Annotated in this window: 9 protein-coding genes; all 9 read right to left on the bottom strand. The window is 66.0% G+C overall.

Features of this window, described 5'->3' with window-relative positions:
• Nucleotides 1-95 precede the first annotated feature (95 nt).
• Nucleotides 96-1769, bottom strand: a complete 1674-nt coding sequence (recN, locus tag BCCGELA001_RS10055; protein ID WP_060735194.1) for a DNA repair protein RecN — start codon at nt 1767-1769, stop codon at nt 96-98.
• 13 nt (nt 1770-1782) lie between these two features.
• A complete protein-coding gene (locus BCCGELA001_RS10050) occupies nt 1783-2667 on the bottom strand; it encodes an outer membrane protein assembly factor BamD (protein ID WP_060735193.1) in 885 nt (294 codons plus the stop codon).
• Nucleotides 2668-2910: 243 nt separating this feature from the next.
• Nucleotides 2911-3873, bottom strand: a complete 963-nt coding sequence (lpxC, locus tag BCCGELA001_RS10045; RefSeq protein WP_060735192.1) for a UDP-3-O-acyl-N-acetylglucosamine deacetylase — start codon at nt 3871-3873, stop codon at nt 2911-2913.
• 362 nt (nt 3874-4235) lie between these two features.
• The gene (gene ftsZ, locus BCCGELA001_RS10040) at nt 4236-6029 is read right to left on the bottom strand and encodes a cell division protein FtsZ (protein ID WP_060735191.1); all 1794 of its coding nucleotides are present in this window, start codon (nt 6027-6029) and stop codon (nt 4236-4238) included.
• Between the two features lie 89 nt (nt 6030-6118).
• The gene (gene ftsA / locus BCCGELA001_RS10035; RefSeq protein WP_008556393.1) at nt 6119-7441 is read right to left on the bottom strand and encodes a cell division protein FtsA; all 1323 of its coding nucleotides are present in this window, start codon (nt 7439-7441) and stop codon (nt 6119-6121) included.
• The gene (locus tag BCCGELA001_RS10030) at nt 7438-8466 is read right to left on the bottom strand and encodes a cell division protein FtsQ/DivIB (RefSeq protein ID WP_060735190.1); all 1029 of its coding nucleotides are present in this window, start codon (nt 8464-8466) and stop codon (nt 7438-7440) included. The genes ftsA and BCCGELA001_RS10030 overlap by 4 nt, the downstream gene beginning before the upstream one ends.
• A gap of 349 nt (nt 8467-8815) precedes the next feature.
• On the bottom strand, nt 8816-9802 hold the full coding sequence (locus BCCGELA001_RS10025) for a D-alanine--D-alanine ligase family protein (RefSeq protein ID WP_008556380.1): 987 nt from the start codon (nt 9800-9802) through the stop codon (nt 8816-8818).
• 153 nt (nt 9803-9955) lie between these two features.
• Nucleotides 9956-10873 carry a UDP-N-acetylmuramate dehydrogenase gene (gene murB, locus BCCGELA001_RS10020; RefSeq protein WP_008556378.1) on the bottom strand — a complete coding sequence of 306 codons (918 nt, stop codon included), beginning with the start codon at nt 10871-10873 and terminating at the stop codon, nt 9956-9958.
• Nucleotides 10874-10877: 4 nt separating this feature from the next.
• Complete coding sequence (gene murC, locus BCCGELA001_RS10015; protein ID WP_008556376.1) at nt 10878-12281, bottom strand: UDP-N-acetylmuramate--L-alanine ligase; 1404 nt, start codon at nt 12279-12281, stop codon at nt 10878-10880.
• Nucleotides 12282-12371 lie beyond the last annotated feature (90 nt).

The raw sequence follows: 12371 nt of genomic DNA, 5'->3' as shown, positions 1-12371 counted from the left end.
GACGAGCGCCTCTTCTGCGATGCGCTGCTGAGCTGGGGCCCCATGTCGCGGCAGGCATTCTCCCGGCTCCCGCTGCGCGCGTCCGGGACACGAGCCTAAGCCGTTGCCGCCTTGAGCAGCCGTTCCGCGGCGGCCCTCGCCTCGGCCGTGATCTCGGCGCCCGCCAGCATGCGCGCGATCTCCTCGCGGCGGTGGTCGGCAGCGAGTGCGTTGACGCGGGTGGCGACGCGCTTGCCCTTGTCGAGGGCGTCCTTGGAGATCAGGAGGTGCTGGTCGGCGCGGGCGGCGACCTGCGGGGCGTGAGTCACGGCCATCACCTGGACCTTGCCGGCAAGCCGCGCCAGGCGCCCGCCGATGGCGTCGGCGACCGCACCGCCGACACCGGTGTCGATCTCGTCGAAGACGAGCGTCGGCGCCGAGCCGCGATCGGACAGCACGACCTTGAGCGCGAGCAGGAATCGCGAAAGCTCGCCGCCGGAGGCGACCTTCATCAACGGCCCCGGCTTGGTGCCGGGATTGGTCTGCACCCAGAACTCGACGCGGTCGAAACCTTGCGGCCCCGGTGCGGCCTCGTCGGTCTCGACCTGGGTCATGAACTTTGCGCGTTCGAGCTTGAGCGGGGCAAGCTCCGCATTGACCGCCTTGTTGAGCTTCTCGGCCGACTTCTGCCGCGCCAGCGACAGCTTCTTGGCGGCCGCCGCATAACGGCTATCGGCCTCGATCGCGGCCTGCTCCAGCTTCTTCAACCGCGAGGCGCCGGCATCGATCAGCACGACGTCGGCGGCATATTTGGCGGCGAGCGCCGCGAGCCCGTCGACGGGCGTCGAATATTTGCGCGAGGCGGCGCGCAATGCGAACAGCCGCTCCTCGATACGTTCGAGCTCGGCGGGATCGAAATCGGTTGCGGCGAGCGCGGCCTGGAGGTGCTGGTCGGCCTCCTCAAGCGCGTTGATGGCGGCGTCGATCGCCTTCACCGCGGGCTCGACCAGAGCCGGCGAATTGACGCCGCGGCGCTCCAGCCGGCGCACCGCAGCCGACAAGGCCGCGACCGGCGAATGATTGCCGCCGACCGCCTCCTGCGCCTCGCGCAGATCGGATGCGATCTTCTCGCCCTGCATCATGGTGGTGCGGCGATGGGCGAGCGTGGTCTCCTCGCCGTCCTTGGGCGCGAGCTGCTTCAGCTCGTCGGAGGCATGGCGCAGGTAATCCGCCTCGCGCGCGGCGCGCTCCATGGCGGCGCGATGCTCCTCCAGCGTGGTGTTGGCGGTGCGGCGGGCCTCCCAGAGCGCTTCGACGGCGGCGACGTCCTTTTCGAGCCCGGCAAAGGCATCAAGCAGGCGGCGGTGGGTGGCGGCATCGACCAGCGCGCGCTCGTCGTGCTGGCCGTGGATCTCGACCAGGGCGGCACCGACCGCCTTCAGCGTCTGCACGCTGATCGACTGGTCGTTGATGAAGGCCCGTGTGCGGCCGTCGGCAAGCTGCACGCGGCGGAGAATCATCTCACCGGTGTCGTCGAGGCCGTTCTCGGCCAGGATCTTGGCCGCGGGGTGATTCTTGGGGATATCGAACACGGCAGTGACCTGCCCCTGCTCCGCGCCGTGGCGCACGAGGCCGGCGTCGCCGCGGCCGCCGAGCGCCAGTGCAAAGGCATCGAGCAGGATGGATTTGCCCGCACCGGTCTCGCCGGTCAAAACCGCAAGGCCGGTGGCGAATTCGATATCGAGCCGTTCGATCAGGACGATGTCACGGATCGACAGACGCGCCAGCATGGAACCAAATTTCCTAGCCGAGACCCATCTTCTTGAAGGTCCGGCTGATCCAGGACCCCTGATTCTCGCTCGGCTCGAGACCGCCGGATTTTACAAGATTATAGGCGTCCTTGTACCAGCGGCTGTCAGGAAAATTGTGCCCAAGCACGGCCGCCGCGGTCTGCGCCTCGCCGACGATGCCGATCGCCATATAGGCCTCGGTCAGACGGAACAGCGCCTCCTCGACATGGCGGGTGGTCTGGTACTGCGTGACGACGGTCTTGTAGCGGTTGATCGCCGCCGTGTAGTCGCGCTTCTGCGCGTAGTAGCGGCCGGTATTCATTTCCTTGCCGGCGAGCTGGTCGCGGGCACCCTCGATCTTGGCTTTCGCCGACGTGGCGTATTCCGAGTTCGGATATTTGCGCACCACCTCTTCCAGCGCCGCGATCGCCTTCTCGGTGCGGGCCTGGTCGCGGCTGACGTCCGGGATCTGGTCGTAATGGGAAGCTGCGATCAGATATTGCGCATAGGCCGCGTCCGGGCTGCCAGGATGCAGCGTGACGTAGCGGGTGGCCGCGCCGATGCAGCCGTCATAGTCGCCGCCCTGGTAGGACGCGTAGGCCGACATCAGCAGCGATTTGCGGGCCCAGTCGGAATAAGGATGCTGGCGATCGACCTCTTCGAACTTCTTGTTCGCCGCCTTCATGTCCTTCTTCTCGTTCATGAGGTACAGGCCCTCATTGTAGATCTTGTCCGCGGGCTCCTCGACGAAGGTGTCGTCCTTGGCGGTGAACTTGTCCCACAGCGAGCCGGTGCCGCAACCCGCCAGTGGCAGCGCGAGCATGAAGAGGGTAGCGGCCTGAGCCAGTCGAGCGGCTCCGACCGAGAGATATCCGCGCGTCATACGCTGTGCCGACATGAGTTTTGCCTTGACGCCCTGTGATGCGGTGCTCGCCAGCCCATGACCCCCGTCACAGGCGCGAAATGTAACCGTGGTGCCTGCCATGCCAACCACGCCGATTGATCCGAAAAAGGATCGTTAATGAACCGGATAGGCAGGCATTTCGCCCGGATTAAGGCGAACACGCCGCAATCCTAACCGATCATGGTTACCAGGAGTTTCCCGGGGGTGGTCGCAACCGCACCTGCGACAACAGCTCTGTCAGGACACGTCCGGCCCGTAGGCCGCGGCGATCCGGCCGCCGACGATGCTGCCACCGACTTCGCCGACCGGACGCGTGGTGCGGCGGGCCACTTCGCCCTCAACCACGCGCCAGGCGGTACGATCGGCCAGCAGCGCGGTCAGGACAGCGTGGTTGAGCTTGTGGCCGCCACGTACCGAGCGATACGCGCCAAGCAGCGGCAGGCCGGCCAGCGCGAGATCGCCGATCACGTCCAGCACCTTGTGGCGGGCACATTCGTCGGCGTAGCGCAGGCCTTCGGTGTTGAGCAGCCGCTCGTCGTCGAACACGACGGTGTTGTCGAAGGAGGCGCCGAGGGCATAGCCCGCGCTCCAGAGCCGCGCGACATCGCCCATCAGGCCGAAAGTCCGGGCCCGGCCGACTTCGCGGCGGAAACGTTCCGGGCTGAGGTCGAAAGCGTAGCTCTGCTGGCCGATGACGGGATTGGTGAAGTCGATCTCGACTTCGGCCCGGAACCCGTTGGCATAGGGTCTGATCTCGCCGAAGGAGTCGCCGATCTTGACTGAGATCGGCTTCAAAATCTGAATGAAGCGGCGCTGAGCCGATTGGGTGATGATGCCGGCCTGGTCGATCGCCGCAATGAAGGCTGCGGCGCTGCCGTCCATGATCGGCACTTCCGGCCCGTCGATCTCGATCGTGGCGTTATCCACGCCCATGCCCCGCAGTGCAGCAAGCACATGCTCGGCGGTGGAGACCAGCGGACCGTTGCGATCACCGAGAACGGTGGCGAAGTCGGTCGCGATCACCTGCTCGGCGGTGGCCTGAACTTCGCGGTCGCTTCCCTCGAGCCCGGTGCGGACAAAAACAAAACCCGCGTCGACAGGCGCAGGCCCGAGCGTGAGAGTGACGGGAAGACCGGAATGAACGCCTACGCCTGCCACCGAGGCTTGCGCACGAAGCGTTGTTTGCCGGCTAAATTTCATCAGGAACCCGCCCCACTACGATCATCGCGACTTATACTAGACCCGCCTCGCCGGCCAGTGCCGACGTCCCCGCGAATCCGTATCCCCAAGTCACGCCAAACCATAGTCACTGCCTCAAACAGCGCCAACTCACGCTTTTTTACCGATTGTTACCCCAAACCCGCCGTATTCGCGCCAAGGCTTAACCAAATTACGCCGCGGTTTGGAGGGGGTACCGGTAGTTTTACTGAACCACCGAATGTGTAATTAATGATTTAAAATCAGTTGCTTGGCTGTGCAATCCGGACATGCACGGGACAAAAGGAAAGGTCCCGGCACGCTGTTGCCGGGACCTTTTTTCGTCAGCCTGATTGTAACAATCCTCAGGTCGCCTGCCGCCGCAAGAAGGCGGGGATATCAAGATGGTCGTCTCCCTGTGGCGCCGGAGCAACAGGCGCGGGGCGGCCATGCATGTCCAGGCCCTGGGGCGCGGGACGACGGGCGTACTCCGATACCGGCTCGTTAGCTGCGATCTGCTGCGCCACGGTCTTCTGGGGGCGGCGCTCGGGCAGCGGCGACATTGCTGGGCCGGCAGTGCGGGCGGCCACGGGCGGCTCGCTTTCCTCGTCACGGCGGCCAAGGCCGACATTGGCGAGGCGCTGGAGCAGCGACAGGCGGCTCTTCTGCGGGGCCTCCTCCTCGACCTCGCCGCGGGCCTGACGAATCTCGGCCTGCGCCGGCATCGGCAGTTCGTCGATGCGCGGCATCCGCGGCGTGCGGACCGGCGGACGCTCGGCCTGCGGCGGGATGAAATTTTCGGGCGTCATCGGCTCCTGCATCGCGACCGGGGCCATGTCGGGCTCCGGGAACAGCGTCGGCTTCTGCGCGATCGGACGCACCGTGACGTCGCCATAGGTCTGCGTCGGCGCGGGCGGCTGCGGGACGTCCGCGACGGCGGCGGCGATGGCGGCGAGCGCGGCGCGCTCGACGTTGGGACGCGGCGCGGCAGCGGCCGGAGCAGGCGCAGCCCCCGGAGCCTGCGCTTCCAGCTTCTGGGCACGCTCAGCGAGGCGCTGATTGTCGGCACGGAGCCGGGCGGTCAGGTCGGCGAGACGGCTCTCGGCAACGGCGGCGGGCGGGGCAGCCTGCTGCACCTGCGGAGCCGCGTTCGCGACGGGCGCGGAGGTCGCCTGGCTGTTGCGGGCGATCGCGGCCTGCTCGATGCCGGTGGCAACGACCGAGACGCGGATCAGGCCGTCGAGCGCTTCGTCGAAGGTCGCGCCGACGATGATGTTGGCGTCCTGGTCGACTTCCTCGCGGATGCGCGTCGCAGCCTCGTCGACCTCGAACAAAGTGAGATCCTTGCCGCCGGTGATCGAGATGAGGAGGCCCTTGGCGCCCTTCATCGAGCTGTCGTCGATCAGCGGATTGGCGATCGCAGCTTCGGCAGCGGTCAGCGCGCGCTTGTCGCCGGAGGCTTCGCCGGTGCCCATCATCGCCTTGCCCATCTCACGCATGACGGCGCGGACGTCGGCGAAGTCGAGGTTGATGAGGCCTTCCTTGACCATCAGGTCGGTGATGCAGGCAACGCCCGAGTAGAGCACCTGGTCGGCCATCGCGAAGGCGTCGGCGAAGGTGGTCTTCTCATTCGCGACCCGGAACAGGTTCTGGTTCGGAATGATCAGGAGCGTGTCCACCACCTTATGAAGCTCGTTGATGCCGGCTTCGGCGGTGCGCATGCGGCGGCCGCCTTCGAAGTGGAAGGGCTTGGTGACGACGCCGACGGTGAGGATGCCCATGTCGCGCGCGGTCTTGGCGATGACGGGCGCAGCGCCCGTGCCGGTGCCGCCGCCCATGCCGGCGGTGACGAACACCATGTTGGCGCCGGAGAGATGGTCGCGCAGCTCGTCGATCACCTCTTCCGCCGCCGCAGCGCCGACGTTCGGCTGCGAACCGGCGCCGAGGCCCTGCGTGACCGCCGTGCCCATCTGCACGATGCGCTGCGCCTTCGACATCGTCAGCGCCTGCGCGTCGGTGTTGGCGACCACGAAGTCGACACCCTGCAGGCCCGCCGTGATCATGTTGTTGACGGCGTTGCCGCCGGCACCGCCGACGCCGAACACGGTGATCCGGGGCTTCAGTTCGTGAATATCAGGAACGTTGATGCTGATGGTCATGGTTGCTGCCTCTCGTCACGCGCGCGTGGGTTCGCCCCGGCCGGTGGCCGCGGGAGTTGGTGAAAATCGATAATTGCGGAAAGCAGTCATCAGAAGCCCTCGCGTAGCCATCGTCCGACCTTTCCGAAATAACCGCCGGTCCCTGTCCTGACCTGCTGCCGCGTATGCCGCGGTTCGACATGTTCGAGGTGAACATATTGCGGGTAGACGAGAAGTCCGGCCGGCACCGCGAACGCGGCGTTCTTCGCCTCGTTGGGCAGCCGGCCGAAGCCGAGCGGACGTCCGACCCGCACGGGCCGGCCGAGAATCTGGGTGCCGAGCTCGACCAGGCCAGTCAGCTGCGAGGCGCCGCCCGAGAGCACGACGCGGCCGTTGGGTTCTGCGGCGAAGGGCGAATCCTTCAGCTTGTCCCGAACCATTTCGAAGACTTCCTCGGCACGGTGCTTGACGATGTTGGCGATGGTGGCGCGGGAGACGATCTGCGGCAGATCCTGCTCGTCACCGGCTGTCGGCACAGACATCAGCTCACGCGAGTCCGATCCGCCGGTGATGACGGTGCCGTATAACGTCTTGATTCGCTCGGCATCGGCAATGGTCGCGGAGAGTCCGCGCGCAAGATCCATCGTGATGTGTTGCCCGCCGACCGCAAAACCCGCCGCATGCACGAAACGGCCGCCTGAATAAACGGCTATCGTGGTGGTGCCGGCGCCCATCTCGACGACCGCGGCGCCGAGATCGGCCTCGTCGTCGGTCAGCACCGAGAGGCCGGCCACGTAAGGGCTCGCTGCCATGGCTTCGACATTGATGTGGCAGCGTTCGACCGCCAGCATCAGGTTCCGCGCCACAGTGGCTTCGCAGGTGACGACGTTCATGTCGACGCCGAACTGGTGTGCGACCATGCCGCGGGGATCGCGGATGCCCTTGACGCCATCGAGCGTGTAGCCGACCGGCAGCGCGTGCAGCACGGTGCGGCCTTCGCCGGTGGCGTGGCGCATGCCCGTGGAGGTGACGCGGCTGACGTCGGCGGGCGTGACGGCGCCGCCGCGGATGTCGGCAGCGGCTTCGACCAGTTGGCCAGCCAGCCGGCCGCCGGAGACCGACAGCAGCACGGACTCGACGCGAACCTTGGCCATCTTCTCCGCGAGCCCGACGGCCTGGCGCACCGCCTGCTCGCATTCACCGAGATCGATCACCGCGCCGGCCTTCATGCCGCGCGACTGGATCTGGCTGTAACCGATCAATTCCACCGCGTGAGTGCGGCCGCGCAGCGCATCGCTCGGCGGCGACGGCTTCAGCCGCGCGATCATGCAGGCGATCTTGCTGGTGCCGATATCGAGGCAGGCGACGAGGCCGCCGCGCTTGTGCGGCATCGGGCGCGTCTTCGGGGTCTGGGTGCGATCGAGACCGGTCATGCGGAATCCCCGGCCTTCTTTTTCTTCTTGTCCTTGAACTGCTCTTCGCGCGCCTTGGCGGCGTCCTCGGACAGCTGCACCACGAAGCGATCGGGCAGGCGCATGTCGACGGCGACGATGTCGCGGGAGAACAGCCTTTCCTCCTTGTCGAGCTTGGACAGCATCGCAAGCGCGTTGCCGACGTCCTGCTCCGGCAGGCGGATGTCGAGCCCGTCCTTGAGCCTCAGGTTCCAGCGCCGCTCGCCGACATAAACCGCGGCCTTGGTCACCGAATTGACCTGCGGATAGCGCGCCAGCAGTGCGAGGAAATCGCGCGCCTGCGTGTCGGCGCCCTTGCCGACCACGAGCGGCAGCGACAGGAAGCGGCGCGAGACGTAGGGTTCGAGCACGGCGCCGTCGTCGGCGATGACGGAGAGCCGGCCAGCCTCCTGCCACAGCGCGAACGCCTTGCGCTCGGTGAGCTCGATCATGAGCTGGCCCGGATAGAGCTTAAGCACGGTCGCATCGGCGATCCAGGGATTGGCCTTGAGCTTGTCGCGAACCGCCTCGGCGTCGAGGAACAGCAGCGAGGAGCGGCCGCTGACGCCGCCGATGGCGAGGATCTCGTCCTGGGTCAGCTGCTTGCGGCCGTTGATCACGACGGAGGTGATGCGGAAGCCGGCCGAATTGGCCAGCGCGTTGCGGGCATCGCTGACCGCGGTGATGAAATCCTGGAGATGGCCGCCCTTGACGATGCCGAAGCCGCAGCTTCCGATCAGCAGCAGCACGGTCATGCTGAGTCCGACCCGGTGCGGCAGATAGCGCTCGACCAGCGCGACCATGCGCGGCGGCGGCTCGCGCTCGATGACGGCTTTCGCCTTGGCCCTGGTCTTGATCTTATCGTTGGCAGCGGCCCGCGCCTCGATGCGCTTGTCCTGCATCCACTCGCGCAGAAGCACGACCGCTCCGATAGCGGCCGCCTTCAGGTCAGCTTGGGGCCTCAGCGATCTCAGAAACGACCGGGTGAGGCTTCCTGCACCATCCATTGCACGAGCTCGTCAACAGTTTGTCCGCGACACCGCGCGGGACCTGGCGAACATGACGTCTGGGACTTGCCGGGCCGGGTGCTGGTCTTCAGCAGATGAAGCCTCTCCCCTGCAAAACGCTCGCTGGCGGTGACATCACCGCAAACAGCTCACGCGCCGGCAGCCAAAACGCCATATGCGCCGCCAGCGTTAACCTTCGGACGTCCTGGTAAACAAAAGGTAAAATTCGTTAACGCGGGATGCTTTTTGCCCGGCGAAATCTGGCATTTAGGCCGCGATGTCCGGCATTTTACCGGTTTTGGTGCCCAAACCGGGCCATTTCGGCCGTCCGGCCGTTAACCAGTCCTAATTATTTCCGCACCCGCCGCTCGGCGAGCTCGATCAGACCGCGCAGGAAGTCGACGAACGCGATGCCTTCGGCCTTCAGCGCCTTTGGGTAGAGCGACGACTTCGTCAATCCGGGGAGCGTGTTGGTTTCGAGATAGACGAGGCCCTTGTCCGAGACAATGAAGTCGGACCGCGAATAGCCGGTGCAGGACATCGCGCGGTGCGCCGCGATCGCCTGCTGCTTCAGCGCGGCCGTGATCTCGGGCGCAAAGCGGCCGGGGCAGATCTCCTGGGTCGACTTCAGGAGATATTTTGCGGCGTAGTCGAAATTGCCCTCGCCGGGAATGATCTCGATCGGCGGCAGCGCGATGATCGAGCCGTCGGTGCGCTCCAGCACGCCGCAGGTCGCCTCGACGCCGGCGATGTAGGGCTCGATCACGTACTCCTCGTGCTTGGCGGCATTGCGCACGGCGACGAGATCCTGCTTGGCATTGACGAAGATGAGGCCGTAGCTCGATCCGTCGCGCGCCGGCTTTGCGATCAGCCTGCCATACTCGGCGAAGGCTTCGTCGATCTTGTCGAGCGCAACATTTTCCGGCGGTGTCACGCCGCCGAGGGCGGCAAAATGCTTGGCCGCGATTTTGTCAAAGGCAAGATGCGAGGATGCCGAGCCGGAGCCGGTGAACGGCACCCCGCGGACCTCGCACATCACCTGCAATTCGCCGTTCTCGGCGCGCCCGCCATGCAGGCCGAGCACCAGCACGCGGCCTTCCGCCTTGGCTTGGTCGAGTGCCTGCTCCAGCGGAATGCCACGCGTACCTGGCTTGAACTCGTCCTCGAACGGACGGGCATGGTCGAGCAGTTGCTTCGACTGCACCACATGCACCTTGTCCTCGACGTCCCACCACCACAGATCGGCCTCGGGCAGTGCCTGATGCAGCGCCTGAGCCGAGGCGACGGAAACCAGACGTTCCCGGTTGGAGCCGCCGAAGAGGATGGTGATGCGCATGTTCATAGTCCGCAATCTCTCTCGTTCGTCATTCCGGGGCGCGACGAAGTCGCGAGCTGCGATGCGCAATTGCGCATCTGAGAATCCATAACCACAGCCTGGGGTTATGGATTCCAAGCCTGCGCCTATCGGCGCATTCCGGAATGACGGGAATCATGAAACCCCGATCCGCTTGATTTCCCAGTGTAGCTCAATTCCGGAATTCGCCTTCACGCGCTCGCGCACGGTCTCGCCCAGCATCTCGATGTCGTGCGCGGTAGCATCGCCCGTGTTGATCAGGAAATTGCAGTGCATTTCCGAGACCTGCGCGCCGCCGATGCGCAGGCCGCGGCAGCCGGCGGCGTCGACCAGCTTCCAGGCGGAATGGCCGGGCGGATTCTTGAAGGTCGAGCCGCCGGTCTTCTCGCGGATCGGCTGGGCGGTCTCGCGGTGGCTCTGAACCTCCGCCATCCGCGCGCGGATCGCGTCCGCGTCCCGGATCTCGCCGCGAAAGCGCGCGGAGGTGAAGATGATGGAGGGATCGACGCCGCTATTGCGGTAGACGAACTTCATGTCGGCGTTGGAGAAGACGTGCTTGCTGCCGTCGCGCCCGACGCCCCGCGCCTCGATCAGCACGTCCTTGGTCTCACCGCCATTGGCGCCCGCATTCATGCGCAGCGCGCCGCCGATCGTGCCGGGAATGCCGAAGTAGAATTCGAGCCCGCCGATATTGGCGGCGGCCGCAACTTCCGCCACGCGCTTGTCGAGCGCCGCCGCGCCGGCAGTGACCACATCACCGTTCGCGGTCGCCTCGCCGAAGGCGCGCGGCGCAAGGCGGATCACCACGCCTGCAATCCCGCCGTCGCGCACGATGAGGTTGGAGCCGACGCCGACGACGTAGACCGGGATGTCGGGCGCAAGATGCGCGAGGAAATAGGCGAGATCGTCCTCGTCCGCGGGCGTGAACAGCACCTGCGCCGGGCCGCCGACGCGAAACCAGGTGAGCTCGGCCAGCGACTGGTTGGCGAGCAGCCGGCCGCGAAGCTCGGGCATCGCGGCTTTGAGGTCAGGCGTGATGTCGGGAAAACCCACCGCCCTACCCCAGCGCCTTCAATTGATCCGGCAAGGCGTACGCCCATTGCGTGATGTTGCCGGCCCCCAAGCACACGACGAGATCGCCCGGCTTTGCCACCCCCTGGACGATGCCCGCAAGCTCCGAGGCTGCCGGCAGCGGGATCACCTCACGGTGGCCATGGGCGCGCAGACCCATGACGAAATGATCGCGATCGATGCCCTCGATCGGCGCTTCGCCGGCGGCATAGACGTCGGCGACCACCACCGCGTCGGCATCGTTGAAGCAGGTGCAGAACTCCTCGAACAGCGATTGCAGGCGGGTGTAGCGGTGCGGCTGCACCACGGCGATCACCTTGCCGGTATAGGAATCGCGCGCCGCCTTCAGCACCGCGGCGATCTCGACGGGATGATGACCGTAATCGTCGATCACGGTGACGCCGTTCCATTCGCCAGTCTTGGTGAAGCGCCGCTTGACGCCGCCGAAGCCGGCCATCGCTTTTCGGATCGCCTCGTCCGACACGCCGAGCTCGTGCGCGACCGCGATCGCCGCCGTCGCGTTCGAGGCGTTGTGCCGGCCCGGCATCGGCAGCGCGAGGTCGGCGATCTCGTGCACGGCTCCGCTCTTGCGGTCTCGGATCACCACCTTGAACTTCGAGCCGCCGCCGCCCGCGGTGAGATCGACCAGCCGCGCATCGGCCTGCGGGTTCTCGCCGTAGGTGATGATGCGCCGATCCTCGATCCTGCCGACGAGGCTCTGCACAACGGGATGATCGATGCACATCACGGCGAAGCCGTAGAACGGCAGGTTCTCGACGAAATGGCAGAACGCGTCCTGCACGGCGTCGAAGGTCTTGAAGTGATCGAGATGCTCGGGATCGACATTGGTGACGATCGCGACATCGGTCGGCAGCTTCAGGAACGTGCCGTCGCTCTCGTCGGCCTCCACCACCATCCAGTCGCCGGCTCCCAGCCGCGCGTTGGAGCCGTAGGCGTTGATGATACCGCCATTGATGACGGTCGGGTCGAGGCCGCCGGCATCGAGCAGCGTTGCGACCATCGTGGTGGTCGTGGTCTTGCCGTGGGTGCCGGCGATGGCGACGCAGCTCTTCAGCCGCATCAGCTCGGCCAGCATCTCGGCCCGCCGCACCACGGGAATGCGGCGCTCGCGCGCCGCCATCAATTCCGGATTGTCGCGCTTGATCGCGGTGGAGACGACGACGACTTCGGCGCCATCGACGTTCTCCGCCTTGTGGCCGACCGAGACCTTCGCACCCTTCTTGCGCAGACGGTCGAGATTGTAATTGTCGGAGGCGTCCGAGCCCTGCACGGCATAGCCGAGATTGACCAGCACCTCGGCGATGCCGCTCATGCCGATCCCGCCGATCCCGACGAAGTGGATGGGTCCGATCTCGCGCGGCAGTCTCATGTGGTTTCCTCGGGGTCATCGTCCGCGACGGCGGACGATCCAGTACTCCGCGACGCCAGAGATTCAAATCAGCTGCGTCGGATACTGGAT

Origin of the sequence: Bradyrhizobium sp. CCGE-LA001 (genome assembly GCF_000296215.2) — a bacterium.
GTDB lineage: Bacteria > Pseudomonadota > Alphaproteobacteria > Rhizobiales > Xanthobacteraceae > Bradyrhizobium.
Note: the sequence above shows the minus strand (reverse complement) of the source record. Positions and strands in the feature narration are given on the sequence as shown.

Bases quoted from the DNA above. Each gene is read 5' to 3' on its own strand.
- recN (WP_060735194.1), bottom strand. From the start codon at position 1,769: ATGCTGGCGCGTCTGTCGATCCGTGACATCGTCCTGATCGAACGGCTC.
- BCCGELA001_RS10050 (WP_060735193.1), bottom strand. From the start codon at position 2,667: ATGTCGGCACAGCGTATGACGCGCGGATATCTCTCGGTCGGAGCCGCT.
- lpxC (WP_060735192.1), bottom strand. From the start codon at position 3,873: ATGAAATTTAGCCGGCAAACAACGCTTCGTGCGCAAGCCTCGGTGGCA.
- ftsZ (WP_060735191.1), bottom strand. From the start codon at position 6,029: ATGACCATCAGCATCAACGTTCCTGATATTCACGAACTGAAGCCCCGG.
- ftsA (WP_008556393.1), bottom strand. From the start codon at position 7,441: ATGACCGGTCTCGATCGCACCCAGACCCCGAAGACGCGCCCGATGCCG.
- BCCGELA001_RS10030 (WP_060735190.1), bottom strand. From the start codon at position 8,466: ATGGATGGTGCAGGAAGCCTCACCCGGTCGTTTCTGAGATCGCTGAGG.
- BCCGELA001_RS10025 (WP_008556380.1), bottom strand. From the start codon at position 9,802: ATGCGCATCACCATCCTCTTCGGCGGCTCCAACCGGGAACGTCTGGTT.
- murC (WP_008556376.1), bottom strand. From the start codon at position 12,281: ATGAGACTGCCGCGCGAGATCGGACCCATCCACTTCGTCGGGATCGGC.